At 58.0% G+C, this 24,407-nt stretch carries 28 protein-coding genes; 16 read left to right on the top strand and 12 right to left on the bottom strand.

The features are described 5' to 3' along the window. Window positions 1-18: 18 nt before the first annotated feature. Both BMY55_RS12955 and BMY55_RS12960 read right to left on the bottom strand, forming a co-directional pair. The gene (locus BMY55_RS12955; RefSeq protein ID WP_091431204.1) at window positions 19-1,068 is read right to left on the bottom strand and encodes a permease; all 1,050 of its coding nucleotides are present in this window, start codon (window positions 1,066-1,068) and stop codon (window positions 19-21) included. A gap of 10 nt (window positions 1,069-1,078) precedes the next feature. Next, the gene (locus BMY55_RS12960) at window positions 1,079-1,402 is read right to left on the bottom strand and encodes an ArsR/SmtB family transcription factor (RefSeq protein WP_091431206.1); all 324 of its coding nucleotides are present in this window, start codon (window positions 1,400-1,402) and stop codon (window positions 1,079-1,081) included. A gap of 96 nt (window positions 1,403-1,498) precedes the next feature. On the opposite strand from BMY55_RS12960, the gene BMY55_RS12965 reads away from it, so the two are divergent. Together BMY55_RS12965 and BMY55_RS12970 are read left to right on the top strand one after the other, a co-directional pair. Next, window positions 1,499-2,104, top strand: coding sequence for a uracil-DNA glycosylase family protein (locus tag BMY55_RS12965; protein WP_091431208.1), 606 nt, complete (start codon window positions 1,499-1,501; stop codon window positions 2,102-2,104). After that, window positions 2,104-2,892 (top strand): SseB family protein, encoded by a 789-nt coding sequence (locus BMY55_RS12970; protein ID WP_091432569.1) that lies wholly within the window; start codon window positions 2,104-2,106, stop codon window positions 2,890-2,892. The genes BMY55_RS12965 and BMY55_RS12970 overlap by 1 nt, the downstream gene beginning before the upstream one ends. A 48-nt stretch (window positions 2,893-2,940) precedes the next feature. Here the strand turns inward: BMY55_RS12970 and BMY55_RS12975 are convergent, their stop codons facing one another. Further along, window positions 2,941-3,192, bottom strand: a complete 252-nt coding sequence (locus BMY55_RS12975) for an accessory factor UbiK family protein (protein ID WP_091432572.1) — start codon at window positions 3,190-3,192, stop codon at window positions 2,941-2,943. Window positions 3,193-3,283: 91 nt separating this feature from the next. On the opposite strand from BMY55_RS12975, the gene lgt reads away from it, so the two are divergent. Genes lgt through pgeF form a run of 3 tightly spaced genes read left to right on the top strand, consistent with a single transcriptional unit; the run spans window position 3,284 to window position 6,032 of the window. Further along, on the top strand, window positions 3,284-4,189 hold the full coding sequence (lgt, locus tag BMY55_RS12980) for a prolipoprotein diacylglyceryl transferase (protein WP_091431210.1): 906 nt from the start codon (window positions 3,284-3,286) through the stop codon (window positions 4,187-4,189). Beyond that, on the top strand, window positions 4,189-5,277 hold the full coding sequence (locus tag BMY55_RS12985) for a class I SAM-dependent methyltransferase (RefSeq protein ID WP_091431212.1): 1,089 nt from the start codon (window positions 4,189-4,191) through the stop codon (window positions 5,275-5,277). Before lgt ends, BMY55_RS12985 begins: the two co-directional genes overlap by 1 nt. After that, window positions 5,274-6,032 (top strand): peptidoglycan editing factor PgeF, encoded by a 759-nt coding sequence (pgeF, locus tag BMY55_RS12990; RefSeq protein WP_091431214.1) that lies wholly within the window; start codon window positions 5,274-5,276, stop codon window positions 6,030-6,032. Before BMY55_RS12985 ends, pgeF begins: the two co-directional genes overlap by 4 nt. Before the next feature lie 13 nt (window positions 6,033-6,045). Here pgeF and BMY55_RS12995 read toward each other — a convergent pair whose 3' ends face one another. Then, entirely contained in the window at window positions 6,046-6,546 is a 501-nt protein-coding gene (locus BMY55_RS12995) for an Lrp/AsnC family transcriptional regulator (protein WP_091431216.1), read from the bottom strand. A gap of 244 nt (window positions 6,547-6,790) precedes the next feature. On the opposite strand from BMY55_RS12995, the gene trxB reads away from it, so the two are divergent. The 3 genes from trxB to BMY55_RS13010 all read left to right on the top strand — a co-directional run bounded on the left by trxB (window position 6,791) and on the right by BMY55_RS13010 (window position 10,382). Next, complete coding sequence (gene trxB / locus BMY55_RS13000) at window positions 6,791-7,732, top strand: thioredoxin-disulfide reductase (protein WP_091431217.1); 942 nt, start codon at window positions 6,791-6,793, stop codon at window positions 7,730-7,732. Window positions 7,733-7,887: 155 nt separating this feature from the next. Beyond that, complete coding sequence (locus BMY55_RS17100) at window positions 7,888-8,169, top strand: RES family NAD+ phosphorylase (RefSeq protein ID WP_245744777.1); 282 nt, start codon at window positions 7,888-7,890, stop codon at window positions 8,167-8,169. Between the two features lie 137 nt (window positions 8,170-8,306). After that, window positions 8,307-10,382 carry a bifunctional sulfate adenylyltransferase/adenylylsulfate kinase gene (locus tag BMY55_RS13010; RefSeq protein ID WP_091431219.1) on the top strand — a complete coding sequence of 692 codons (2,076 nt, stop codon included), beginning with the start codon at window positions 8,307-8,309 and terminating at the stop codon, window positions 10,380-10,382. 72 nt (window positions 10,383-10,454) lie between these two features. Here the strand turns inward: BMY55_RS13010 and BMY55_RS13015 are convergent, their stop codons facing one another. Beyond that, complete coding sequence (locus tag BMY55_RS13015) at window positions 10,455-10,694, bottom strand: DUF1150 family protein (protein ID WP_091431220.1); 240 nt, start codon at window positions 10,692-10,694, stop codon at window positions 10,455-10,457. A 4-nt stretch (window positions 10,695-10,698) separates the two neighbouring features. Then, a complete protein-coding gene (locus BMY55_RS13020) occupies window positions 10,699-11,112 on the bottom strand; it encodes an Hsp20 family protein (RefSeq protein WP_091431222.1) in 414 nt (137 codons plus the stop codon). 168 nt (window positions 11,113-11,280) lie between these two features. On the opposite strand from BMY55_RS13020, the gene BMY55_RS13025 reads away from it, so the two are divergent. The 4 genes from BMY55_RS13025 to BMY55_RS13040 all read left to right on the top strand — a co-directional run bounded on the left by BMY55_RS13025 (window position 11,281) and on the right by BMY55_RS13040 (window position 14,075). Next, the gene (locus BMY55_RS13025) at window positions 11,281-11,499 is read left to right on the top strand and encodes a YdcH family protein (protein ID WP_091431223.1); all 219 of its coding nucleotides are present in this window, start codon (window positions 11,281-11,283) and stop codon (window positions 11,497-11,499) included. Between the two features lie 54 nt (window positions 11,500-11,553). Beyond that, window positions 11,554-12,042, top strand: a complete 489-nt coding sequence (purE, locus tag BMY55_RS13030; protein WP_091431225.1) for a 5-(carboxyamino)imidazole ribonucleotide mutase — start codon at window positions 11,554-11,556, stop codon at window positions 12,040-12,042. After that, window positions 12,035-13,111, top strand: coding sequence for a 5-(carboxyamino)imidazole ribonucleotide synthase (locus BMY55_RS13035; RefSeq protein WP_091431226.1), 1,077 nt, complete (start codon window positions 12,035-12,037; stop codon window positions 13,109-13,111). The genes purE and BMY55_RS13035 overlap by 8 nt, the downstream gene beginning before the upstream one ends. Before the next feature lie 286 nt (window positions 13,112-13,397). After that, window positions 13,398-14,075: an outer membrane protein gene (locus BMY55_RS13040; RefSeq protein ID WP_177179348.1), complete on the top strand. Its 678-nt coding sequence runs from the start codon at window positions 13,398-13,400 to the stop codon at window positions 14,073-14,075. 28 nt (window positions 14,076-14,103) lie between these two features. On the opposite strand, the gene BMY55_RS13045 is transcribed toward BMY55_RS13040, so the two are convergent. The 3 genes from BMY55_RS13045 to BMY55_RS16975 all read right to left on the bottom strand — a co-directional run bounded on the left by BMY55_RS13045 (window position 14,104) and on the right by BMY55_RS16975 (window position 16,553). Continuing rightward, entirely contained in the window at window positions 14,104-14,589 is a 486-nt protein-coding gene (locus BMY55_RS13045) for a DUF2937 family protein (protein ID WP_091431230.1), read from the bottom strand. 134 nt (window positions 14,590-14,723) lie between these two features. Next, window positions 14,724-16,076 carry a proline--tRNA ligase gene (gene proS / locus BMY55_RS13050; protein WP_091431232.1) on the bottom strand — a complete coding sequence of 451 codons (1,353 nt, stop codon included), beginning with the start codon at window positions 16,074-16,076 and terminating at the stop codon, window positions 14,724-14,726. Window positions 16,077-16,208: 132 nt separating this feature from the next. After that, window positions 16,209-16,553 carry a hypothetical protein gene (locus BMY55_RS16975; protein ID WP_218142244.1) on the bottom strand — a complete coding sequence of 115 codons (345 nt, stop codon included), beginning with the start codon at window positions 16,551-16,553 and terminating at the stop codon, window positions 16,209-16,211. Window positions 16,554-16,567: 14 nt separating this feature from the next. Here BMY55_RS16975 and BMY55_RS13060 point away from each other — a divergent pair, with 14 nt between their 5' ends. From BMY55_RS13060 to BMY55_RS13075, 4 genes are read left to right on the top strand one after another with little or no spacing between them, the layout of a single operon-like run. Continuing rightward, window positions 16,568-17,653, top strand: coding sequence for an AI-2E family transporter (locus tag BMY55_RS13060; protein ID WP_091431235.1), 1,086 nt, complete (start codon window positions 16,568-16,570; stop codon window positions 17,651-17,653). Beyond that, window positions 17,653-18,336: an HdaA/DnaA family protein gene (locus tag BMY55_RS13065; RefSeq protein ID WP_091431236.1), complete on the top strand. Its 684-nt coding sequence runs from the start codon at window positions 17,653-17,655 to the stop codon at window positions 18,334-18,336. Before BMY55_RS13060 ends, BMY55_RS13065 begins: the two co-directional genes overlap by 1 nt. Window positions 18,337-18,377: 41 nt before the next feature. Continuing rightward, on the top strand, window positions 18,378-20,576 hold the full coding sequence (locus tag BMY55_RS13070; RefSeq protein WP_091431238.1) for an RNA degradosome polyphosphate kinase: 2,199 nt from the start codon (window positions 18,378-18,380) through the stop codon (window positions 20,574-20,576). Window positions 20,577-20,626: 50 nt separating this feature from the next. Next, the gene (locus BMY55_RS13075; RefSeq protein WP_091431239.1) at window positions 20,627-22,168 is read left to right on the top strand and encodes a Ppx/GppA family phosphatase; all 1,542 of its coding nucleotides are present in this window, start codon (window positions 20,627-20,629) and stop codon (window positions 22,166-22,168) included. A 22-nt stretch (window positions 22,169-22,190) separates the two neighbouring features. Here BMY55_RS13075 and BMY55_RS13080 read toward each other — a convergent pair whose 3' ends face one another. From BMY55_RS13080 to BMY55_RS13090, 3 genes are read right to left on the bottom strand one after another with little or no spacing between them, the layout of a single operon-like run. Then, window positions 22,191-22,535, bottom strand: a complete 345-nt coding sequence (locus BMY55_RS13080) for a hypothetical protein (RefSeq protein WP_091431241.1) — start codon at window positions 22,533-22,535, stop codon at window positions 22,191-22,193. Between the two features lie 36 nt (window positions 22,536-22,571). After that, on the bottom strand, window positions 22,572-23,588 hold the full coding sequence (locus BMY55_RS13085) for an endonuclease/exonuclease/phosphatase family protein (RefSeq protein WP_091431242.1): 1,017 nt from the start codon (window positions 23,586-23,588) through the stop codon (window positions 22,572-22,574). Continuing rightward, window positions 23,588-24,268, bottom strand: a complete 681-nt coding sequence (locus BMY55_RS13090) for a molecular chaperone DjiA (RefSeq protein ID WP_091431244.1) — start codon at window positions 24,266-24,268, stop codon at window positions 23,588-23,590. Before BMY55_RS13090 ends, BMY55_RS13085 begins: the two co-directional genes overlap by 1 nt. Between the last annotated feature and the right edge of the window lie 139 nt (window positions 24,269-24,407).

A 24,407-nucleotide genomic window follows, 5' to 3' on the forward strand; every position in this document is an offset into this window, starting at 1 on the left:
ATCTGTTTCACATATGGTTCAGGCAGCCATCCCCCAGATGAGTCCCGCAGCAACCGCGCCGATCATGGCCAGTCCAAGATAGGCCGCGAATACGCGAGGTTTGACCAACGCCCAGACCGCCATGGCGGCGGGAATGCTGCTGACCCCACCCGCTATTACGAAGGACATAGCCGCACCGTCTGACATACCCTGTTCCAACAGGGCCGCCACCATGGGCACCGCTGCATATCCGTTCAGATAGGCCGGCGCACCGACAAGTGCAGCCAGCAAGATCGGCCCAAAGCCTGTCCCGCCCAGCACTTGCGCGACAAGTTCGGCGGGCACGTAGCGCAGCATCAGAGCTTCGATCAAATAGGCCAGAAGCAACCATTTTGTCAGGAACAGCGCATTTTCGATTGCCGTTTTCTGAAATGTCGAACGTCGCGCGCCCTCGCTCCAGAAGCGCCAATTGACTGCACCGGAGTAGATCTCTGCGCCGGATCCAGTGCCACAACCTGACGATGAACAGCATGCCGGTGCGGGCGTGTTTTTCAACGGGTCTGTAAACAACGCCGACTTCGCCAGGGCCTTGACGGTAAACCCGCCGAACAACCCGATCGACACCGCCGCGATTGATTTTGCCACGGCGAACTCGGTGCCCAGTGTGCCGGTTGTGATGGCAAACATTGCCGGGTCCATCAATGGCGAAGACAGCCAGAACGCCATGACCGCGCCCAAGGGTGCGCCGATCGCGAGCAGGGCCGCGATGAAAGGGATCACTTCGCAGGAACAGAAAGGTGACAAACCTCCTGCGAATGCCGCCACCACGATCATACGCGCCTCGCGACCTTCGAACGCACTTGCCAAAAGGTTCTCTGCCCCCGTTGCCTTCAGGTAAGCTACAGAAAGGATCGCAAACAGGATAAACGGCGCCGTGTTCGTCAGCGCTGTCAGCGCGAAAGTGATCGTGGACCACAATTCTGTCGGTGCAAACAGCACGAGAAGAGTTGGAATGAGCAGGATGGCAATCCAGGCCTTGTCGATGGTCCAATGCTTCGAGGTCGTTCGGGAATGCGTTGTGTCAGCCATGATCCTGGCCCTACTTGTCTGGGCAATCGGCACAGCATTCCGACAAAAGATAGTCGGACAGCGCGCGCATCACTTCATATTCGGCTGCCGCGCAAATAATGCTGCGACCTTGCTTCTTCTGCTTTACCAACCCGGCTGCTGCAAGGATTTTCATGTGGTGGGTCAGGGTCGACCCCGTGATCCCACAGCGTTCCCCCAGGGCGCCAATCGGCAGCCCCTCAGGCCCCGCGCGCACCAGGATGCGCAAAACGGACAGGCGGTGTTCAGACCCGAGCGCGGCAAATTGCGAGGCCGCAATATCGACTTGGAGCGGTTCAAGAGATTCGTGTTTCATATTTCTAGAAATATGGAAATGATAACCAATAGCAAGCCTTATCTCGACAAATGTCGAAATGTTGCACCCCCTGTCCGGAGCGCCTAGCTTGAGGCAATGCCCAGCTTGACAGATGACATCAGGGCCTGCCGTTTATGTGCCGACCGTTTTGCTGCCACTCAGACAGGCCATTCCCCCCGACCGGTGGTCTGGTTTCAGCCTGGCGCACGGGTCCGCATCATCGGGCAAGCGCCGGGGCTGCGTGTGCACAAGTCTGGCCTGCCCTTCGACGATCCGTCGGGGGATCGCCTGCGCAGTTGGATGGGGGTGGACCGAGACACGTTCTATGATCAAGCTCGCATCGCCATCACCCCCATGGCGTTTTGCTTTCCGGGCTACGATGCAAAGGGCTCGGACCTGCCGCCGCCCCGGATCTGCGCAAAGACATGGGCGGATCGCGTGGACAGCACTCTTGCTGAAACATCCGTGACGCTTCTGGTCGGGGGCTATGCGCAAGCGCGGCATCTTGGCCGGAGGAAAGGAGTGACGGACACCGTCAAAGCCTGGCGCGATCATGCGCCGCGGCTGTTTCCCTTGCCTCATCCGTCATGGCGCAATACGGGATGGCTGAAGAAAAACCCTTGGTTCGAAGCCGAACTTTTGCCGGTTCTGCAATCCCGACTGGCAGAGGTGCTTTTATACCCAAGCGTAAAGGACGCATGATGACCGAGACGACCCGCCTTGATGCCGCCCATGCTGCAATGCAAGCCAATCTGGAAGACGACGCAGCACGGCTTCGGTTTTATGAGCGTCTGGCAGATGGCGAACTGTTCTTGCTGCTGACCGAGGAACCGGACAGCGACGAGATTTCGCCTGACCTGTTCGAGCTTGATGGTGCAAATTTCGCGCTCGTGTTCGATCGCGAGGATCGTTTGGCCGAGTTTGTCGGTGCCCCCGCCCCCTATGCCGCACTTCCGGGTCGGTTGGTTGCCAGCATGTTGGCCGGGCAAAATGTCGGTCTGGGACTCAATCTGGGGGTCGCGCCATCTTCGATTCTGATCCCGTCAGACGCGATGTCTTGGCTGGCCAACGCGCTGAAAACCGGGCCGAAGCAAATAGAGGCGCGCATCGCCGAAGTCAGCGCGCCAACGGCACCCGACACCCTGATCTCGGCGCTGGGCGTCAAGCTGTCCAGTGCAGGTGGGCTGGCAAGCCATGCTTGTTTGGTGGGCGTAACCTATGCCGATGGCCGGAAAGGGCATCTGCTTGGCTTCGTGGATGTCGTCCCCGGTGCCGAGCACGCGTTGGCAGGAGCGGCAAACGAAGCTCTGACATTTTCGGGGCTTGAGGCGGGTGAAATGGATGTGGGCTTCTTTGCCAACCACGATCAGGTGGCGGGCAAACTGGCGGCACTGGGTATCCGGTTCGACCTGCCTAAACCCAAACCGCAAAAGCGTTTGGCCCCGGTTGCGCCCGGATCGGACCCCAACAAGCCGCCTATTCTAAAATAGAAACCGCAATGTGAGCCTTCGACAGACCGCCGGGACCCACCGCCGCGATCAGCTTTTTGTTTTTTTCTTCTCAAGCGCGTCCAGACGTGACTTTAACGCCTCATTTTCCTCGCGTGCTTTCTGAGCCATGGAGCGCACAGCATCAAATTCTTCACGAGTCACGAAATCGCGATCTGCCAGCCAGCGGTCCATCCAGCTTTTCATCGCGGTTTCCGCTTCGTCCTTGGCGCCTTGGGCGACCCCCATGGCATTGGTCATCAACTGGGACATATCGTCCAGGATTTTGTTGCGTGTCTGCATCGGCATCTCCTCGCTTGTTGCCTCATATATGGGGATATCCGAGGCAGAGACAAGGTTGACTTACCTCCCCTGTCAGGGTCAGGAATGTGACATGTTTTTAGCAATCTCCTTCCCCGCCATTTCACCCGACATTTTCTCGGTCGAGATTGGCAGTTTCACCTTCGCACTGCGCTGGTATGCGCTGGGTTATCTGGTCGGTATCGCCGTAGGCTGGTGGATCATTGCGCGGGCGATTTCAAAGCCGGCACTGTGGCGTGGCGACGTGCCGATGACGCGAACTCAGTTGGAAGACCTCGCCACCTGGGCAATTGTCGGCATCGTGGTAGGCGGGCGTCTGGGCTATGTGCTGTTTTATGACCCGGCATATTTCCTGCAAAACCCGCTGGATATTCCGAAGATCTGGACTGGCGGCATGTCCTTCCATGGCGGGTTTCTTGGCATTATCACAATCACTTGGCTATATGCCCGCAAACACGGGATCGCCGTGGCCAAGCTGGCGGATCTGATGGCCATCGCTGCCCCGATTGGCATCGGACTGGTCCGGATCACCAATTTCATCAATGCCGAGCTTTGGGGCCGCCCAACCACCGCGCCTTGGGGCGTCATATTCCCTGGCGATGCGGCGCAAAGTTGCCCGGGTTGGGACGCCGCACTTGGCGCCTGCGCGCGCCACCCCAGTCAGCTTTACGAAGCCATCCTTGAGGGGCTTTTGCTGGCCGCGATCCTTCTGACTCTGGCATTCCGACGCGGGTGGCTGAAGCGCCCGGGCATGCTGACCGGGCTGTTCTTTCTTGGCTACGGTCTGTCGCGCTTCTTTGTCGAGATTTTCCGGCAAGCGGATGCGCAATTCATCACACCAGACAATCCATGGGGCCATGTCATTCGCCTTGGAGAGTGGGGGCTAACCATGGGGCAGACCTTGACGCTGCCAATGATCGTGATTGGCGTGGCCACATTGATCTGGGCGGCCCGTCGCAACGTGGTGCCCACGCCCTGATGACCCGACTTGCCCGGATATTGTGGCGTCGCATTGAAGCCTCCGGGCCAATTTCGGTTGCGGATTTCATGTCAGAATGCCTGCTGCATCCGGACTACGGATATTACACGACCCGTGATCCATTTGGCGCAAGTGGCGATTTCATCACCGCACCCGAAATCAGCCAGATGTTCGGGGAACTTCTGGGGCTAGCACTGGCGCAGGCTTGGCTTGATCAAGGTGCCCCTGCCCCCTTCGCACTGGTCGAGCTTGGGCCGGGGCGCGGCACCCTGATGGAAGACATTCTGCGCGCTACCAAAAATGTGCCGGGCTTTCTCGCCGCAGCCGAGGTTCATCTGGTCGAGGCGTCTGCGGCCCAGAAAGCAGCGCAAGCCAAGACGCTGGCGCCCCGTGCGATCATTCATCACGACACTGCCGACACCTTGCCCGAGGCACCGCTCTTTTGTGTTGCCAATGAATTTTTTGACGCCCTGCCCATTCGCCAGTTCCAGAAGGACGGCACAGGATGGCGCGAACGTCAGGTTGGTCTTGGGGAAGACAAGCTGGTGTTTGGCTTGACAACTCGCCTGCCCGTTCGCGATCTAACGTTTCGGCTGGACGACACACGCGATGGCGATCTGGTCGAGCTTTGCCCGTCTGTCCCCGCCATCATGGCGCAGATCGCCAGCCGGATTGAAAGACACGGCGGTGCGGCCCTGATCATCGACTATGGCGATTGGCGCTCGGTCGGCGACACATTGCAAGCCATCGCGGCACACGACCATGTCGACCCGCTGCTCTGCCCCGGCGAGGCGGATCTGACCGCACATGTGGATTTCGAAGCATTGGTGCGATCAGCGACCCCACTTTCACCACATCTTCTGACCCCGCAAGGCATCTTTCTGGAGCGGCTGGGCATTACCCAACGGGCAGAGGCATTGGCCAGCAAACTGACCGGTGACGCGTTGGACGCGCATGTCAAAGCGCACCGACGCTTGACGCACCCGGATGAAATGGGGACGCTCTTCAAAGTGCTCGGACTGACTCGCGCAGATGCGCCTGACCTGCCCGGCCTGATCCGAACACCCAACCAAGCTGACCTGGCATGACCCTTGAAATCATCACTTCAAACGCCTTGGCACCCCTGAAACACGGCTTTTTCACGCGCCGGGGCGGGGCATCGTCGGGCGTTTATGCCGGATTGAATTGCGGGATAGGAAGTCAGGATCAGTCCGAACTGGTGATGATCAACCGGGAACGTGTGGCTGGCGCGATGGGCGTCGAGCCCAACAATCTGTGCGGCGTTCATCAGGTTCATTCGCCCGATGTGGTCACACTGCATGAACCGGTCAACGGCGCCAAACCAAAAGCCGATGCGCTTGTCACGGCCACGCCGGGTCTTGTCTTGACGATCCTGACCGCTGATTGCCAACCGGTGCTTTTTGCGGACCGCAATGCCGGTGTCATCGGCGCGGCCCATGCCGGTTGGAAAGGCGCGCTTGGCGGAGTGCTTGAGGCTACGATCGACGCAATGACCGCGCTGGGGGCCACGCGTGGTGGCATCACGGCCATCATCGGGCCGACGATCAGTCAACGCGCTTATGAGGTCGGGCCGGAGTTCTTTGACGATTTCATGATCGAAAACCCTGACTATGGCCGCTTTTTCGCAGGCGGCGAGGGGGATCGCGCGCTGTTCGATCTGCCGGGCTTTGGCCTTCACCTGCTGCGCGAAGCCGGGGTTGGTCATGCTGAATGGGTCGGCCACTGCACGTATTCCGACCCGGACCGTTTCTATTCCTACCGGCGCAGTTGCCATAAGAATGAATCGGACTATGGCCGCCTGATCTCGGCCATTCGTCTTTAGAAACCGTTGGGCATCAGGGTGCCGCACCCAGTCGGGCTTCCAGCACATCAAATGGCACACCGGGCTCGTCCTTCGCCCCACGAATGACCAACGAGGTTTTGACCGACGCCACGTTGTCGGCCGCTGTCAACTCTTCGGTCAGGAAGGTCTGAAACGTGGACAAATCCGGTGCCACGCATTTCAGAACGAAATCCACTTCGCCATTCAGCATATGACATTCGCGAACCAGCGACCAACCCCGGCACTGGTTTTCGAACGCAGACAAATCTGCCTCGGCCTGACTGACAAGGCCGACCATGGCGAACACCTGCACTTCGAAACCAAGCGCGCGTGCATCAACATCGGCGTGATAGCCACGGATAAGCCCCTGTTCTTCCAGCGTTCTGACCCGCCGCAAACAGGGGGGGGCAGAAATGCCCACCCGCTTGGCCAGTTCGACATTCGTCATGCGACCATCTGCCTGAAGCTCGGCAAGAATCATGCGATCAATCGGATCAAGTTTGCTTACGGTCATTGATGAACCTTCTCGGGTGGGTCCACTGATCCCGGCAGAACCAGAGTTTTCGTTGGAAATTGCGCAGAGATTACTCGCCAACGTCTGAATGCGCAACAATCTTTCGCGCATGCGCAACATAATTTCTGCGTGAACAGACAATGATACGCCGCGTTGTCTTTCCTTCCAAAGCGCGCACGGGCTTTCCACCAGCCGCCGGTCGCCTTATATGCGTTGGAAACCCAGAAGGCTCAAGGAAATCCGCATGTCCGAAACACGTAACACAAAAGTCCTTATCATTGGCTCCGGCCCGGCTGGCTATACCGCTGCCGTTTACGCGTCCCGCGCGATGCTGGAACCAATCCTTGTGCAGGGCATGGAACCCGGTGGTCAGTTAACCACGACCACCGAGGTCGAGAACTGGCCGGGCGAAACCGAAATCCAGGGGCCCGATCTGATGGTCAATATGGAAGCGCACGCCAAAGCGGTGGGCACCGAGGTCATTGGCGACTTGATCACCGATCTGGACCTGTCAGAACGCCCCTTCACAGCCACCGGTGACAGCGGCACGATCTACAAGGCTGATGCGGTTATTCTGGCTACCGGCGCGCGTGCCAAATGGTTGGGACTGGACAGCGAAGAGAAATTCAAAGGCTTCGGCGTGTCGGCTTGCGCCACATGTGATGGTTTTTTCTATCGCGGACAGGAGATTGTCGTGATCGGCGGCGGCAACACCGCTGTTGAGGAAGCGCTGTTCCTGACCAACTTCGCGTCCAAAGTGACGCTGGTTCACCGCCGCGACGAGCTGCGCGCCGAGAAAATCCTGATCAATCGCCTTATGAAGAACGAAAAGATCGTGCCCCTGTGGGATCACACGTTGGAAGAGGTCGTGGGCGATGAAAACCCGCTGGGCGTCACCGGGGTGCGGGTCAAACACGTCAAAACGGGCGAGATCACAGAAATCCCGGCCAAGGGCGTCTTCATCGCCATCGGCCACGCGCCCGCGAACGAGTTGGTGAAGGACGTCCTGGAAACCCATATGGGTGGCTATGTGGTGACGAAACCGGATTCGACCGCGACCTCGATCCCCGGCGTTTTTGCAGCAGGCGATCTGACAGATTATAAATATCGTCAGGCTGTGACCTCCGCCGGTATGGGCTGCATGGCCGCGCTTGAGGCCGAACACTTTCTTGCCGAACAAGAATGATACCCTACACCGGCAATGCCTATCGTCTGGTCTTCACTGATCAGGATGCGACATTGCCGGCGCAGGCCCCCGAAGGGCGCTTTCACCATTCTGGTTAATGGGCCATCTATACCTCCCTTTCTGTTGAAGGATGCGGCGTCGCGATCGAACGCTATCTGACTCCCGATGACGCACCGCGCCACATTGTGCCGCTTGACGTCACACTTGACCGTGTTGCGGACATTCGCGGGCAGTCAGCAGCCTCGGCGGTTTGGCAAGACAAACGGGCCGCCGGTCATCCTGCGCCGACATGGGCATTTTCAGATCACGCCCGCGCAGATGGTGCGCAAGCATTGATGTATTCCTCGCGTTCGCGCCCGGAACTGACCCATCTGGTCTTGTTCGACACCCGCCCGGCATTGGTGCGAATTGCGGGATCGCCAATTCCATTCCCCTGATCGTTTACGATCCTGCGCAGCGGCCGTTGCCCATGGGCCACGGTCGGCGATATCACGTGCATTCACGAGTTTCCGCTTTGCCTTTGCTGCAAACCATGCAATGCGTTCACGCGTGAACACTCTTTGAGTCGCAGGCCATGACGTCGCACCTGACAAAAACCAACTCCGCCGAGGAAGATCAGATCTTCCGCCTTCTGCGCCAGCTTGATCTGGCGCCAGAGGCGTCGCAGCGCGCGACGGCGGCGGCAATTGGTATCTCTCTCGGTCGTCTGAACGCCCTGCTGCGGTCCGCGGTAGGCCGCAGATTGATCCAGATCGGTGAACGCACCGGGCCGGACAAACGCCAACGCTTCGCCTATGCCATCACTGCACAAGGTGCGGCCGAGATGGTGCGGCTTCGAGATCAGTTCCTTGCTCGTAAATTCGCTGAATACGACGCGCTGCACGCCGAACTGACCGGTTCTGCAAGCGGCCTCTCGCCCATAAAACACAGGACACATCCAATGCAGAACAACCTATCGCCCATCCCCGAGCTTTATGTTTCGTATGAAAGCGCGCAGAAGCTGAAAGTCGAAGCTGGCAATCTGATCAGCCACGATCTGTCGCCACGCCAGACCTGTGATCTGGAGCTATTGATGAACGGCGGGTTCAACCCGCTGAAAGGATTTCTGACCGAAGACGATTACAACGGCGTCGTTGAAAATATGCGCCTGGCCGATGGCACGCTGTGGCCAATGCCGATCACGCTGGACGTATCCGAAGACTTTGCCCAGACGATCGAACTGGGCCAAGACATCGCGCTGCGCGATCAAGAGGGCGTTATTCTGGCCACGATGACCGTTACCGACCGGTGGGAGCCGAACAAATCCCGCGAGGCCGAGAAGGTGTTTGGCGCCGATGACGACACGCACCCGGCGGTGAACTATCTGCACAACGTGGCAGGCAAGGTCTATCTGGGTGGGCCGATTGTCGGCATCCAACAGCCGATCCACTATGATTTCCGTGGCCGTCGCGACACGCCGAACGAGCTGCGGGCTTATTTTCGCAAACTGGGCTGGCGTCGTATCGTGGCGTTTCAGACCCGCAACCCGCTGCACCGCGCGCATCAGGAACTGACCTTCCGCGCCGCGAAAGAAGCGCAAGCCAACCTGCTGATTCACCCGGTTGTGGGCATGACCAAACCAGGTGATATCGACCACTTCACCCGTGTGCGGTGCTACGAGGCCGTGCTGGATCAATACCCCGGCGCGACAACGACGATGAGCCTTCTGAACCTTGCCATGCGTATGGCCGGTCCCCGCGAAGCCGTTTGGCACGGGCTGATCCGCAAGAACCACGGCTGCACCCATTTCATCGTCGGCCGTGACCACGCAGGCCCCGGAAAGAACGCCGCAGGTGACGATTTCTATGGCCCTTATGATGCCCAAGACCTGTTCCGCGTGCATCAGGAAGAAATGGGCATCGAAATGGTCGACTTCAAACATATGGTCTATGTGCAGGACCGCGCCCAATATGAACCAGCGGATGAAATCACTGACAAGGATGATGTGACGATCCTGAACATCTCGGGCACCGAGTTGCGTCGTCGCCTGTCGGAAGGTCTGGAAATCCCGGAATGGTTCAGTTTCCCCGCCGTGGTCGAGGAATTGCGCAAAACCAAGCCGCCGCGCGCCGAACAGGGCTTCACCGTGTTCTTCACCGGCTTCTCAGGCTCGGGAAAATCGACCATCGCGAACGCCTTGATGGTCAAGCTGATGGAGATGGGCGGGCGCCCCGTCACGCTTCTGGACGGCGACATCGTGCGTAAGAACCTGTCAAGCGAGTTGGGCTTTTCGAAAGAGCACCGCGACCTGAACATCCGTCGCATCGGCTATGTCGCGTCCGAGATCACGAAAAACGGCGGCATCGCCATCTGTGCGCCCATCGCACCCTATGCCACGACGCGGCGTGCAGTGCGCGAGGATGTCGAACAGTTTGGCGCGTTTGTCGAAGTGCATGTCGCGACCTCGATCGAAGAATGCGAACGCCGTGACCGCAAGGGGCTGTATAAGCTCGCGCGGGAAGGCAAGATCAAGGAGTTCACCGGCATCTCGGACCCGTATGACGTGCCACAGAACCCCGAGTTGAGCGTCGAGACGGAAAATGTCGACGTGGACAACTGCGCCCACCAGGTTCTGCTCAAACTGGAAAACATGGGTCTGATCCGGGGATAAACCCACCAATAAGAACGCAAAAACCCGGGGCATGTCCCCGGGTTTTTCATTGGTTCATGTGCCCGGCTTGGATCAGTGAATCGAGACCGGCGAAAAATCATTCTGGCGGGCCAACGCATAGGCTAGATCGCGATCAACGACCAAGGCCAGTTGCTCTCCGTCTTCGCGGTGCACGGCATAGAGCGTGTCAGCCCCATCGGCTTGCGCGCGTGCTTCGTCCTGAATGGCATCGGGCAAATCGGCAATCGCGACAGCTTTGACATAGACGATGTTGCCAATCTCGGATTGGCCAAATGGCAGTTTGTAATTCATCAGTTCACCCCTTCTTGATCTTAATCGTCTGCACAAGACGCTCAGGCTCGGCGCGTTCAAGATCGATATGCAGCAGCCCGTTTTCCGTGCGCGCGCCTCTGACATCCACGCCATCGGCCAACACGAAACTTTTCATGAACTGGCGACCAGCGATGCCACGGTGCAAAAACACACGCTCCTGACCATCGTCGCGTTGCGCACCCCGGATCACCAGTTTTGCATTCTCAACCGTGATCGACAGATCGTCATCCGCGAACCCCGCCACCGCAAGCGTGATGCGATAGGCCCGGTCACTGACCTGTTCAATATTGAAAGGGGGATAGCCGTCCTTACCCGATTTCGCAGCCTGTTCGACCATACGCTCAAGCTGTTCAAAGCCCAGCAGAAAGGGATGAGTTCCCAAGTTCATCTTTGTCATCGACACGTCCTTGAATAAGCGACACGTTTGCGGGCCCCACGCAGGCGACCCTGCGAAAAATATGGGGGCTCGGCCAAAGGGTTGCAAGAGGCGGCTTTTCCTTGGCCTTGGTCCCCGCTTGACGTTAAACTGCCGCTGCACGCGCCCCAGAAAGAACGATCTGCATAGATGAGCAACGCAAAAGAGATGAAGACCGAAGATGTGCTTCGTGTGGAGCTTGAAGTCTTTCGCGCCGAGCACCGGGATCTGGACGACGCCATTCACGCATTGGAAGAACGTGGCATGGCCGATCAGTTACAACTGCGGCGGCTGAAGAAGCAGAAGCTGGCGTTGAAGGACAAGATCGCCCGGATCGAGGACAAACTGACACCGGACATCATTGCCTGATTGCATCGCGCGCCCTTCCCCTTATAAAGCGGGCTTCCAAGACACGAGGTCACTATGACAGATGTGAAAGTCGGGATCATTATGGGCAGCCAATCGGACTGGCCCACGATGAAAGAAGCCGCCACCATTCTCGATGAACTCGGCGTTGCGTATGAGGCAAAGATTGTCTCGGCGCACCGCACCCCGGATCGACTTTGGGACTATGGCAAGACCGCGGCCGATCGAGGCCTTCATGTCATCATCGCAGGGGCCGGTGGGGCAGCGCATCTGCCCGGCATGATGGCGTCGAAAACGCGTGTGCCTGTTGTTGGGGTGCCTATCCAAACTCGCGCCTTGTCTGGTGTAGACAGCTTGTATTCCATCGTGCAGATGCCGAAGGGTTTTCCGGTCGCAACAATGGCCATAGGCGCGGCTGGTGCTGCAAATGCTGGGCTGATGGCAGCTGGTATCCTTGCGCTGTCGGACCCGGCCCTTGCACAGCGTCTTGATGCGTGGCGCGCCGCGCTGTCTGCGTCGATCCCGGAAGAGCCACAAGATGACTAAGCCCCTGCCCATTGGGTCCACAATTGGAATTCTTGGCGGTGGCCAACTGGGACGGATGTTGTCGGTCGCGGCCTCTCGTCTTGGCTTCAAGACCCATATCTTTGAACCGGGTGCGAACCCGCCCGCCGGGCAGGTTGCAGACCGCCTGACCACCGCCGAATACGACGACACCGCCGCGCTTGAGGCGTTCGCCGCATCTGTCGACGTTATCACCTACGAGTTCGAGAACATCCCGACCACTGCGCTGGATGTGCTGGAGCAGCACCGCACCATTCGTCCGGGCCGCGAATCGCTGCGCATCAGTCAGGATCGACTGACCGAAAAGGACTTCCTGTCCGGTCTTGGATTGCGCGTAGCCCCATATGAAAAGGTCGAGACGGTTAACGACCTGAAGAAAGCAATTGAACTGGTCGGAACTCCGTCGATCCTGAAAACACGACGCTTTGGATATGACGGAAAAGGACAATCCCGCATCATGTCCGACGATCAGGCGGACCAAGCCTTTTCCGATATACAGGGCGCGCCTTCGGTTCTGGAAGGTTTTGTAGAGTTCAGCCATGAAGTCAGTGTCATCGCGGCCCGCAGCGCCGATGGTAAGGTTGCCTGCTTTGACCCCGGAGAAAACGTGCACAAGGATGGGATCCTTGCCACGACGACGGTGCCCGCGCGACTGACAAGTGCTCAACGCACCGACGCGGTGTTGCTGGCCGCGAACATCCTGAACGCGCTGGATTACGTCGGCGTCATGGGTGTTGAGATTTTCGTTACCCATCAAGGCCTTATCGTCAACGAGGTCGCCCCGCGCGTTCACAATTCCGGCCACTGGACTCAGCAGGGATGCAGCGTGGATCAGTTCGAGCAGCATATTCGTGCCGTTGTCGGTTGGCCCTTGGGGGACGGCAGTCGCTATGCGGATGTGGTGATGGAGAACCTGATCGGTGACGACATGGACCGGGTTCCAGAAATTGCCGGTGAGCGAAACGCTTCACTGCATCTCTATGGCAAGGCCGAGGCGAAACCGGGCCGGAAGATGGGCCACGTGAACCGAGTGACAACAGGGCCGAAATAGAACATCTGCAACATACCGCGTGACCGACGCCCCACCAACGCGTCCTTTTCATTATCGGCAAAGTACAAGCGGCCACGGATGTATGATGCACCAGCGGTTCCCGTGATAGATGAACCACAAATTTGCAAAGCAGACATTGCCACCTCGCCACACTAGATATGTCACAAAATTTTGTTTCATACCCCAAGTTTTGTGGCTAAAGAACAACTGTCTTTGTGCTATTTGCTGGTGGATTATCATGTGTCGCAGTTCTTATTTTTCCAAATCCTTCGCCTGTCTTTCCCTGGTGCTGGCGTCCCACACGGCCTCTGCCGGAAATCTGTCAGACCCGGTCGTTGAAGCGCCGGTCCAGAATTTCGCAACTGACCAAAGTCCGTTCTGGGAAGGCGTATATGTCGGGGGCACGCTGGGCTATAATTTCAGCGGTGGGGATCGCATTGGCGTCACGCAGGGATCGGGCAACAGCTTCAACCTTGGAAAATACGAAAACAGCGGTTGGGTCGGCAGTCTGCGCGCAGGCTATCGCTGGCAGTTGGACCGCTGGGTGTTCGGCCCCGAACTGGCCGTCGAAGGTGGGATGATCGAGGATGCGTTCAACGCCAACGGCTATAGCGGGACAACATCCATGAACCACGCGCTGTCGGTTCGCCTGAAGGCGGGTTATGTCTGGCCGGTTCTGAACTCCGTCGTCTATGGCACGGTTGGCTTATCTCGCGCCGAGTTCGATTACAGCGTTATGGGAACGGGATCATCGGGACCGATTGCCATCAACGAAACCTACGCCACGAATGGATACATTCTGGGCGTCGGGATCGAGCAGCCGCTGACCAAGCGCCTGTCGATCACGGGTGAGTATGAATACATGAACTATGGAAAAGATACGCTATCAGATGGGTTGGGCAACAACACGCTTGCGACACCTTTGTTCCATAGCGTCAAGGTTGGCCTGAACCTGCGATTCTGACCAGCCAGATAGCCCGTCCGGCGAAGGGTCAGGCACTGCGTCGAAACGGGCGCATGAATGCGCCAAGGATCAACGACACCAGAAGCCATCCCCCGACAAAGCCGATACCGGCACAAAGCAAGCCATCGGCGGTTACAGGGATGGCAGGGCGGAAATCTTCCCACGTGCGTTTGGCCAAATCAGTGTCGCGGAAGTGCCAGACCTTCGCCAATCGCGCCAGGGGTTCGGTGCCTTTGAGCGCGGTGTAGGCGGAATCCAAACGCTCATAGCGCGTGAAGTTGCGTTTCATCTGGTCGCGCAAATTGTCCTGAAAGCTGGTGCCCCCCATATTCCGAAGGGCTTCGTCACGGGTATATCCGGCGGCCTGTGCCGTCAATTCGAACCCAGCAGTCACGATCTTCAACTCGGTCCGTGCGCCCGCAAGACGCTGCATGTATTGCTGTGTGAACTCGGGAAACTGGCTCATCACCACGGCACCCGCGAAGCCGCCTATCATTGCCAAAGTCCGGATCATTGCATCACCTGCTCGTTTGTTATTTATCCTCAGCCTTCCAAAGCCAAGGGGTCAGGTCAAGTCGCGCCGCCACAGCGCCTTCAAAAAACGGCACACCAACGTGGCACGCCGTTTCTTGCAGAGATCCGATTGGATCAGAGACCGCGCACGTGGTGCGGTTCAAAAATCTTGATCACCTTCGCCACAGCCGCGTCCGGCGTCAGGTCTTCGCTTGCGCCTGTGCGGCGGCAGGTCAGTTCGACCACACCATTCTTCAGTCCCCGCGGTCCCACGGTGATGCGCCAGGGCAAGCCAATCAGGTCCATCGTCGCAAACTTACCGCCTGCGCGTTCATTGCGGTCGTCATAAAGCGGTTCCAGTCCGGCATTGGACAGTTGCTTATACAACGCTTCGCAGGCCGCGTCGGCTTCGTCGTCGCCTTGCTTCAGGTTGACGATCCCGCAGTGGAACGGCGTCACACCTTCGGGCCAGATGATGCCCTTGTCGTCATGGCTGGCCTCGATGATCGCGCCCAACAGGCGGCTGACACCAATGCCATGCGAACCCATGTGAACCGGCACCTGGTTTTGATCCTTGTCGACAACTGTCGCGCCCAGTTTGTCGGAATAGGTGGTGCCGAAATAGAAGATCTGCCCCACTTCGATCCCGCGTGCGACGCGACGGCGATCTTCGGGCACCTTATCGAACTCGGCGGCGTCATGGGTTTCGTCTGTGCGGGCATAGCGCGACGTGAATTCGTCCATAACGCCCTGACATTGCGCCACATTGTCATAGTCGATGTCGCGGTCGCCAAAGGTCAGGTCAGTGACTTCACTGTCATAGAACACCTCGCTTTCGCCCGTGTCGGCCAACACAAGGAATTCGTGCGTATAGTCGCCCCCGATCGGACCGCTATCGGCGCGCATTGGGATGGCTTGCAGGCCCATCCGCTCATAGGTGCGCAGATAGCTGACCAAATGGCGGTTATAGGCGTGTAGCGCATCCTCTTTCGTCAGGTCGAAGTTATAGCCGTCTTTCATGTAGAACTCGCGGCCACGCATAACGCCGAAGCGTGGGCGGATCTCATCGCGGAACTTCCACTGTATTTGATACATGGTCAGTGGCAGGTCTTTGTAGGAGTTCACATGCGCACGGAAGATATCTGTGATCATCTCTTCTGCCGTGGGCGAAAACAGCATGTCGCGCCCATGTCGATCCTGCATCCGCAGCATTTCCTCGCCATAGCCGTCATAGCGTCCACTTTCGCGCCACAGGTCTGCGGACTGAATGGTCGGCATCAACATCGGGATGTGGCCCGCGCGGATTTGCTCCTCGTGCACAATGTTTTCTATCTTGCGCAAGACTTTGAAGCCCAGCGGCAACCAGGAATAGATACCGGCAGATTGCTGTTTGATCATACCAGCACGCAGCATGTAGCGGTGCGAAACGATTTGCGCCTCGGAAGGGGTTTCCTTCAGAACGGGCAGAAAATAGCGAGACAGGCGCATGGGGACCTCTGTTCAATCACGAAAACGTCCCATGCGGTCTATGACATCAACGCGGGCGGGGCAATCATACAATGGTTTGCGGGCTGGTTTTCACGTGGGGTGACGGTGGCCCGGAACGGCATCGAAGGTCCGCTAGATCGACCCCCCGACACTAATCGTTATCTTGGTGTCCTGATCCGGGGATATATCGCCATCTTTATAGGTGACGCCTGCCCGGGTTTCGCCAGAAAAGGTGATCCCCGGTTCGCGAGGTTCATATTCATTACCCGTACAAGCCGACAGCAAAACACTTGCAAGGCTGATCGCAAGAACAACGCGCATTGGGAACTCCTTTGATATGCCGGACACCATCAATGCAGCCAATAATTCACCCAATACGCAACCGGAGCAAGAGCGAACTTGTCCGCTGGCTGATTGCAGCCATCCAAGACCTGCACTTGAATTGCCCTCCAAGCTGGGCGACATAGAGAGCAGCATCAAAAGGAGCCGAAATGGCGTTACCCGTTCAAACGCAGGTAAAATTCTGGTCTATCACCATCGCCGTGCTGGCGTTTGCCCTATGGTATCTGGGTGATGTGATCATGCCGTTCATTTTGGGCGGCGCTATCGCCTATTTCCTTGACCCGGTTGCGGATCGGCTGGAGGCTGCGGGGCTGTCACGTGTCGCCGCTACCGTGATCATCTCGTTCTTTGCAATCTTGTGCTTTGTCATCGCATTCCTGATGGTGGTGCCGACTTTGGTTTCGCAAGCCATAGCCCTGGCGGATGCAGCGCCTGCATTACTAAAGCAGCTCGAGGTCTTTCTGACCGAGAACATACCATCGCTGATGGACGAAAGTTCGACCTTGCGCCAATCTCTGGCCAGTCTCGGCCAAGCCATCAAGGAACGTGGCGGAGAGCTTGTGGGCACGATTGTAAGCTCTGCCATGGGTGTGATCAACGTCGTGGTCCTGCTGATCGTGACGCCCGTCGTCGCCTTCTATCTGCTGCTGGATTGGGACCGGATGGTGGCCAAGATCGACGGCCTTCTACCGCTTGACCACCGGCCGGCAGTCCGCCAGATCGCAAGCGATATCGACCGCACATTGGCCAGCTTCATTCGCGGCCAAGGGACCGTTTGCCTGGTCCTTGGCACATATTACGCCGTTGCTTTGATGGTTATCGGGTTGCAATTTGGCATGGTCGTCGGCTTCATCGCCGGACTGATCACGTTCATCCCCTATGTCGGTGCCATCGTCGGCGGCACTTTGGCCATTGGGCTGGGGCTGTTCCAGTTCTGGGGGGATTGGTGGCAACTTGGGGCAGTCGCAGGAATTTTCGTGCTTGGCCAGTTTTTTGAGGGCAACATCCTGACCCCGAAACTGGTAGGCAGCTCGGTCGGGCTGCATCCGGTCTGGCTCTTGTTGGCGTTGTCTGTCTTTGGCTCACTGTTCGGATTCGTGGGAATGCTGGTGGCTGTTCCGGTGGCTGCCTCTATGGGGGTTGTTGCACGGTTCTTCATCGGGAAATACCAGGATGGGCTGTTGTACAAAGGGTTGTCGACGCAAGAGGCAGGCGACGAAAGCGACGCTGAATAATGGCTGAGCAACTGACATTCGACCTGCCCGCTCATGCGGCGCAGGGATTGGATGATTTTCTTGTCACGCCGTCCAACACGAACGCAATGGCGGCGGTTGAGACTTGGCAAGATTGGCCAGACCGGAAGCTGGTGCTGGTCGGCGCCGCCGGAACCGGAAAAACGCACCTGACGCATGTGTGGGCGGGGATGGTGCAGGCCCGGATCATCCCGTCGACCAACCTGATTGATACCGACATTCAGACCCTGGCAGGGCACTCGGTCGCCGTTGAAGATGCCGATCAGGTCGCGGGCGACACCAACGCGGAAGCGGCCCTTTTTCATTTGCATAATCTGGTTCTGGCCGAGGGCGGATCACTGTTGATCACAGGTATTGCGGCTCCGTCGCGTTGGGGCATCGACCTGCCCGACCTGAAAAGCCGGATGGAAGGCACGACGATCGCCACGCTGAACGCACCCGACGACATGCTGCTGTCAGCCGTGCTGGTCAAGCTGTTCGACGATCGCCAAATTGCCGTTCCGGCCAATCTGATCGACTATCTTCTGCCTCGCATGGACCGATCGCTTGCAGCGGCGGCGGCGTTGGTTGAACAACTGGATCATGCTGCCTTGTCCGAGGGTCGCCCGCTGACCCGCAATCTGGCCGCCCGGTTTTTGCAGGATGAAATGGGATCAGGGACATAACGTCATCTTCCCGTCACATGCAGGCGTGTTAGAGTGTGGTCATGAACAAGACCAACACACCGCTGATTCCACTTGCAGATTTTCTTGCCTCGGGGTTTCCTGCCCCGCTGGAATTGCCGCCAGAGGACTATGAGGGGCCACGTCGGTTCTTTAACCGCGAACTCAGTTGGCTCGGCTTCAATTGGCGGGTGCTGGAAGAAGCGGAGAATCCCCGTGTCCCGCTGTTGGAACGGCTGCGCTTTCTGTCAATTTCGGCGGCCAATCTTGATGAGTTCTATACCGTTCGCGTCGCGGGTCTGCGCGAACTGGTTCGTGAAGGTGTGACGACCCCTGCCGCCGACGGCCTCAGCCCGACTGAACAGCTAAAGCTGATCGACACCGACGCCCGTGCGCTTATGGCCCGCCAGCAAGAGGCGTTTGAGCAATTGGCGGGTGAGATGCAGAGCCAAGGCATCATCATCTGCCGCCGCGACAACCTGACACAGGCCGATCGCGATTATCTGGATAAAATTTTCCTTAGCCAGGTGTTTCCGGTTCTGTCGCCGCTGGCCATCGACCCGGCGCACCCGTTTCCGTTCATTCCGAACACCGGCTATACGCTGGCCCTGCAACTTGAACGCAAATCTGACAAGCAAAAGCTGAAAGCGCTGCTACCTATCCCGCAGCAGATCGACCGATTCGTGCCCCTGCCCGCCGAAGACGGACAATACCGTTTCCTGCCGCTGGAAGACCTGCTGCTTGTGCATCTGGACCTGCTGTTCCCCGGCTACGTCGAAAAAGGGAATTGCGCGTTTCGCATCCTCCGCGACAGCGATCTTGAAGTTGAGGACGAAGCCGAAGATTTGGTGCGCGAGTTCGAAACCGCCCTGAAACGGCGCCGTCGGGGCGAAGTTGTGCGCATGAAAATTACCAAGGATGCGCCATCCGGGCTGCTGTCAATGATCATGCGAGAGTTGAAGGTGACGAGCGACGAGATTGTCGAGGTGGATGGTATGATCGGCATGGCCGATCTTGGCCAGCTTGTCCTGAAAGACCTGCCCGACTTGTTGTGGCCCAGTTTCTCGCCACGTGTGCCGGAACGTGTGCAAGATCATGATGGCGACATGTTTGCCGCCATTCGGCAAAAAGACATGCTGCTGCACCATCCCTATGAGACCTTCGACATGGTGGTCCGCTTTTTGCATCAGGCGGCAGTTGATCCGAACGTGGTTGCGATCAAACAGACGCTGTATCGCACCTCGCATGACAGCCCGATTGTGTCGGCGCTTTGCGAAGCAGCTGAAGATGGGAAATCCGTCACCGCCCTTGTCGAGTTGAAGGCGCGGTTTGACGAAGCTGCAAACATCCGACAGTCACGACGGCTGGAACGCGCAGGTGCACATGTCGTTTACGGGTTCATCAATTACAAAACCCACGCCAAGATCTCGACCGTCGTGCGGCGCGAAGGGGATGAACTGGTGACATATACGCATTATGGCACCGGCAACTATCATCCCATTACTGCGCGCATCTATACCGACCTCAGCCTGTTCACATGTGACCCCGCTCTTGGGCGCGATGCGACGCGGGTGTTCAATTATCTGTCTGGATATGCAGAGCCGCAATCGCTGGAAAATCTTGCCATTTCTCCGCTGGACCTGAAATCGACTTTGATCAAACGCATTGAGGCCGAAGCGGCATATGCCAAGGAAGGCAAACCGGCCGAGATCTGGGCAAAAATGAACTCTCTGGTCGAACCGGACGTGATCGACGCGCTTTATGCCGCGTCGCAAGCCGGGGTTGAAATCAGCTTGGTGGTCAGGGGCATCTGCGGGTTGCGACCGGGCATCAAGGGGTTGTCGGAAAACATCCGGGTGAAATCCATCGTCGGGCGCTTTCTTGAACATTCGCGCATCGTCTGTTTTGGCAATGGGCACGGGCTGCCGTCGAAAAAGGCGCGGGTTTACATGTCGTCCGCAGACTGGATGGGGCGCAACCTGATCCGCCGCGTGGAAACCTTGATCGAAATCGAAAACGCCACCGTCAAGGCTCAGATCGTGAGCCAGATCATGGCCGCCAATCTGGCCGATGTCGCTCAAAGTTGGGTCATGCAGCCCGATGGCAGTTTCCATCGCGCGGATCTGAGCACGATCGAACGACCGTTCAATTGCCACCGCTTCTTCATGGAAAACCCGTCACTTTCGGGGCGTGGCTCGGCTGGGGCGTCGGACGTTCCGGAACTGACCCATTCGGAAGATTGATCACCAGCGGGCACCCGGCTAACTTACCACCACCAAACGGGGGACAATCGATGGACGGACGCGGCGAGACCAGTGACGATTGGGGGCCATTTGGACGTCCGCTGTTTGATGACCCATCCGTGCGGGCACTGCGCCGTGTTGGCGTAGTGGATATTGGTTCGAACTCGGTCCGTCTGGTTGTGTTCGACGGGGCCGCTCGCAGTCCGGCCTATTTCTTCAACGAAAAAATCCTGTGCGGTTTGGGCACCGGACTGTCAGAGACCGGTCGGCTTCACCCTGAGGGTCGCGCGCGCGCGCTTGCGGCCATTAAACGCTTTCAAAAACTGGCTGACGGGATGAAAATGCCACCCTTGTCCGCCGTTGCCACCGCAGCGGTGCGCGAAGCCAGCGATGGGCCGGATTTCTGTGCTGAGGTCCTGCGTGAGACCGGATTGAACATTTATGTCATAGACGGAGAAGAAGAAGCCCGCTTTTCCGCCCAGGGTGTGCTGCTGGGCTGGCCGGACGCCAATGGGCTGATGTGCGATATCGGTGGCTCGTCGCTGGAGCTGGCCAGCATTTCGGACGGGCAAGTTGGCAAGCGTGTCACCTCGCCGCTGGGACCCTTGAAGCTGACCAGTGTTCCGGGTGGCAAGAAAGGTCTGAAGGCCGAGATTGCGCGCGTGGTGCAACAGCTTGCCGAAGATATGGGCACCGATCACAAACGCCTGTTTCTGGTGGGCGGTTCATGGCGGGCCATCGCGCGGCTGGATATGGAGCGGCGCGGCTATCCCCTGACGGTGCTGCATGAATACCGCATGACGCCGAAATCCCTTGCCACCACCCTGAAATGGATCGACGAGGTTGACCTTGACGCGGTGCGACAGCGCACCGGCACATCTGCCGCCCGGATGGCGCTGGTGCCCATCGCAGCACAGGTGTTGAAACGCCTGATCCGCGAGTTTCGCCCGAAAGAGATCGCTGTCAGTTCATTCGGCATCCGCGAAGGGTTGCTGTATCAACAGATGCCCGAGCGGCTGCGTCGTCGCGATCCGCTGATCGAAGCCTGTTATGCCGCCGAACAGAAAGACGCCCGCATTCCTGGCTTTGGCAAACGACTATTCGCGTTTTTACAACCTCTGTTCAAAACCGCCAAGACCAGCGAATTGCGGGTGATAAAGGCCGCCTGCCTGCTGCATGATGTCAGCTGGCGCGCCCACCCGGATTATCGCCACGAGGTTTGTTTTGACAACGCGACCCGCGCAAACCTTGGCGGGTTAACCCATCAGGAACGCGTATTTCTGGGGCTGGCGCTTCTGCACCGTTACAAAAATGCGCGCGAAGGATCGCGGTTCGAGCCGTTGTTCGGGATCTTGACCGAGAAGAATATCAACCGCGCCGAAGTTCTGGGCAAAGCAATGCGCTTCGGGGCAATGTTGACCATGAAAGACCCGACCAAACTTGCATCTCTAAAATGGTTTCCGAAGAAGCGGCAACTTATCCTGACGCTGGACCACAGCGGCAAAGACCTGTTTGGCGAGGTCGCCCAAGCCCGCTTTACTGCGTTATCCGATGCGCTTCAGGCAGAAGGCATCGTCAAATTCCGACGCTGATACGCCGCCCAAAACCCCGCTGTCAAAGTTCGGTTTCACTGGGCGGCGTCGCCTCGACTTCCGGTGGGGTGCGCCGCCGGATGATGATGTCCCCGTTTGGAAGGGTTTCAGGAGGGTAATAGGCATTCAAGTCACCGAACCGCTCGACCAATTCAGCCCAACCTTCGGCCCACTTGTCAGCCATCGGCTCGACTTCTTTGGCCAATCCTTCCAGAAGCAACTGAAAACCCCGGTTCAGAAGCTCTGCGCCTTCTGACAGCTCAGGGTTTTCGATCGAAGGGCTATCCTTCTCCGCAGCCATGGTCGGAATGGTCAGACCGGCGATGGCGATCAAGGTCAGCACGGTGGTTTTTGCAATCTGTTTCATCCACTGCATGTAGGCGCGATCAGGGCAATGTGAAGGCTACAGATCGAAGTCAATCGACACCGGAAAATGATCGGACGCTGTCAACAACGCCTCGCGCAGTTCAGGCGCGCCGTAGCATTCGGGATCGTCGAAAGGATGCCATATCCGCCAATGCGGAGACTTTGCAGCCAGATCAGGTGACACCATGATGTAATCCAACAGCGCCTGAAGATACCGCCGTTCCTTGGCGATATAGAACCGGGACGTCGCGGGGCGCGCGCCCGATTTGTGGGTCAGGATCATGCGCGCATGGGGGTCATACATGCAGATCGCGTCTTCCTCGCCCATGACGATTTCGACACCGGATCGACCAAACAGCTTTTCATAATCATCCAGCCCGGGACCGTCATTGAAATCACCCAATACGATCAATGGATCACCGGCCTGCAAATGCTCGTCGACCCGTTGACGTATCCAGATACATTGCGCCATTTGCTTGCGGCGATTTTCGATTGCCAGACGCATCACGTCACTGGGCCCTTGCGCCCCATGCGGTGCCTTGGATTTGACATGCACCCCGATCAGACGCATTGGCGTTCCACTTTCGCGATGTGTCAGTTCCACCTCAAGCGGTGGTTTCGAGAACACGATGGGTTCGGGCGATGCATCCGTGTCGAGATCAAGCTGGAACGTCGAGTCAAACCGCGGCGCGATGATCCCACCCACATCCCCTTGCGGATCGTGGCGGGCCGAAAACACGTCCGGATCATAAAGCAGTGCGATTTCCTGTTGAGTGTCGTTGGCGAAACCGATCAATGCTTTGCGGGCGCGCAGATCGAACATTTCGGCGAAGCCTTCAAGGGCAATCCTTGTGTCACGTCGCCTGTTCTGATCCGGGGCTTCGATCACCATCACGGCATCTGCATCGAGCACCTTGAACACGATGCCCGCCGCCTTCAACTGCGCGCGTCGTGTAACATCGCGTCGCCCCGACCATTGTTCGTCGATCAGCGGTCGACCTTCATCGTCAAACAGCGAATTGAACCACTCGACGTTGTAGGTCGCAATCCGCATCAGTCGCGCGCCTTGCTGATCTCTTCCCAGGCCCGGTTGACCGCGATCAATCGCTTTTCTGCCAGTTTCACGGCCTCTTCCGGCACCCCGCGCGCGAACATCTTGTCTGGATGGCTTTCGCGGACCTCGTTGCGCCAGACCTTGCGGATCTCGTCCAGTGTCATGTCCGGCGTGACCCCCAGAACGTCGTAAGGATCAGGGTCGGCATCGGGCACCAACCGCGAGCGCAGGGCCTTGAACTTGCGTGGCGAGATGCCGAAAATGTCAGACACGTGCTGCAGGAAATCGTCCTCGGCCGGGTGATATTCCCCGTCTGCGATCGCGATGTGAAACAGTCCCTCCATCAGATCACAAAGCGCCGGATCGTCCGGCCCGAACATCGCTGCCACCTTCTGCGCATAAAGCTCGAACCCCGCCACATCCGTGCGCGCCAGATTGAACAGTCGCGCCGCATTCTTTTCTTCGCTTTGCGGGATGTCAAAGACTTCGCGGAAGGCGGACACCTCGTCCCGCGTCACCAGACCATCGGCTTTCGCCATCTTTGCGCCCAGCGCGATCACCGCGATCGCAAACCCCGCCGAGCGTTCGGGGGGGGTGCGCAAATTGGCGAACACGTCAGACAGGCTTTCCCCCTTGGCGAGGGCAGACAACGCATCAGTTATTCGAGACCAAATAGACATGCGGCATTTGTTACACAGTCCGGCACCCGAAAACGAGCAGAAAGCGCGTAGCTAACTGAATGTTTTCTACGGCAAAGCACTGGATCGCTTGCCGTTTTACCAACTTTTTCATCTTGATTTTTCACCCAAAGGCACCATT

This window comes from Aliiroseovarius sediminilitoris (genome assembly GCF_900109955.1).
In the GTDB taxonomy this organism is placed as follows: Bacteria; Pseudomonadota; Alphaproteobacteria; order Rhodobacterales; family Rhodobacteraceae; genus Aliiroseovarius; species Aliiroseovarius sediminilitoris.

What these genes read in the sequence shown, in the direction of transcription:
- BMY55_RS12955 (WP_091431204.1), bottom strand. Translation starts at nt 1,068, where the DNA reads ATGGCTGACACAACGCATTCCCGAACGACCTCGAAGCATTGGACCATC.
- BMY55_RS12960 (WP_091431206.1), bottom strand. Translation starts at nt 1,402, where the DNA reads ATGAAACACGAATCTCTTGAACCGCTCCAAGTCGATATTGCGGCCTCG.
- BMY55_RS12965 (WP_091431208.1), top strand. Translation starts at nt 1,499, where the DNA reads ATGCCCAGCTTGACAGATGACATCAGGGCCTGCCGTTTATGTGCCGAC.
- BMY55_RS12970 (WP_091432569.1), top strand. Translation starts at nt 2,104, where the DNA reads ATGACCGAGACGACCCGCCTTGATGCCGCCCATGCTGCAATGCAAGCC.
- BMY55_RS12975 (WP_091432572.1), bottom strand. Translation starts at nt 3,192, where the DNA reads ATGCAGACACGCAACAAAATCCTGGACGATATGTCCCAGTTGATGACC.
- lgt (WP_091431210.1), top strand. Translation starts at nt 3,284, where the DNA reads ATGTTTTTAGCAATCTCCTTCCCCGCCATTTCACCCGACATTTTCTCG.
- BMY55_RS12985 (WP_091431212.1), top strand. Translation starts at nt 4,189, where the DNA reads ATGACCCGACTTGCCCGGATATTGTGGCGTCGCATTGAAGCCTCCGGG.
- pgeF (WP_091431214.1), top strand. Translation starts at nt 5,274, where the DNA reads ATGACCCTTGAAATCATCACTTCAAACGCCTTGGCACCCCTGAAACAC.
- BMY55_RS12995 (WP_091431216.1), bottom strand. Translation starts at nt 6,546, where the DNA reads ATGACCGTAAGCAAACTTGATCCGATTGATCGCATGATTCTTGCCGAG.
- trxB (WP_091431217.1), top strand. Translation starts at nt 6,791, where the DNA reads ATGTCCGAAACACGTAACACAAAAGTCCTTATCATTGGCTCCGGCCCG.
- BMY55_RS13010 (WP_091431219.1), top strand. Translation starts at nt 8,307, where the DNA reads ATGACGTCGCACCTGACAAAAACCAACTCCGCCGAGGAAGATCAGATC.
- BMY55_RS13015 (WP_091431220.1), bottom strand. Translation starts at nt 10,694, where the DNA reads ATGAATTACAAACTGCCATTTGGCCAATCCGAGATTGGCAACATCGTC.
- BMY55_RS13020 (WP_091431222.1), bottom strand. Translation starts at nt 11,112, where the DNA reads ATGACAAAGATGAACTTGGGAACTCATCCCTTTCTGCTGGGCTTTGAA.
- BMY55_RS13025 (WP_091431223.1), top strand. Translation starts at nt 11,281, where the DNA reads ATGAGCAACGCAAAAGAGATGAAGACCGAAGATGTGCTTCGTGTGGAG.
- purE (WP_091431225.1), top strand. Translation starts at nt 11,554, where the DNA reads ATGACAGATGTGAAAGTCGGGATCATTATGGGCAGCCAATCGGACTGG.
- BMY55_RS13035 (WP_091431226.1), top strand. Translation starts at nt 12,035, where the DNA reads ATGACTAAGCCCCTGCCCATTGGGTCCACAATTGGAATTCTTGGCGGT.
- BMY55_RS13045 (WP_091431230.1), bottom strand. Translation starts at nt 14,589, where the DNA reads ATGATCCGGACTTTGGCAATGATAGGCGGCTTCGCGGGTGCCGTGGTG.
- proS (WP_091431232.1), bottom strand. Translation starts at nt 16,076, where the DNA reads ATGCGCCTGTCTCGCTATTTTCTGCCCGTTCTGAAGGAAACCCCTTCC.
- BMY55_RS16975 (WP_218142244.1), bottom strand. Translation starts at nt 16,553, where the DNA reads ATGCTGCTCTCTATGTCGCCCAGCTTGGAGGGCAATTCAAGTGCAGGT.
- BMY55_RS13060 (WP_091431235.1), top strand. Translation starts at nt 16,568, where the DNA reads ATGGCGTTACCCGTTCAAACGCAGGTAAAATTCTGGTCTATCACCATC.
- BMY55_RS13065 (WP_091431236.1), top strand. Translation starts at nt 17,653, where the DNA reads ATGGCTGAGCAACTGACATTCGACCTGCCCGCTCATGCGGCGCAGGGA.
- BMY55_RS13070 (WP_091431238.1), top strand. Translation starts at nt 18,378, where the DNA reads ATGAACAAGACCAACACACCGCTGATTCCACTTGCAGATTTTCTTGCC.
- BMY55_RS13075 (WP_091431239.1), top strand. Translation starts at nt 20,627, where the DNA reads ATGGACGGACGCGGCGAGACCAGTGACGATTGGGGGCCATTTGGACGT.
- BMY55_RS13080 (WP_091431241.1), bottom strand. Translation starts at nt 22,535, where the DNA reads ATGAAACAGATTGCAAAAACCACCGTGCTGACCTTGATCGCCATCGCC.
- BMY55_RS13085 (WP_091431242.1), bottom strand. Translation starts at nt 23,588, where the DNA reads ATGCGGATTGCGACCTACAACGTCGAGTGGTTCAATTCGCTGTTTGAC.
- BMY55_RS13090 (WP_091431244.1), bottom strand. Translation starts at nt 24,268, where the DNA reads ATGTCTATTTGGTCTCGAATAACTGATGCGTTGTCTGCCCTCGCCAAG.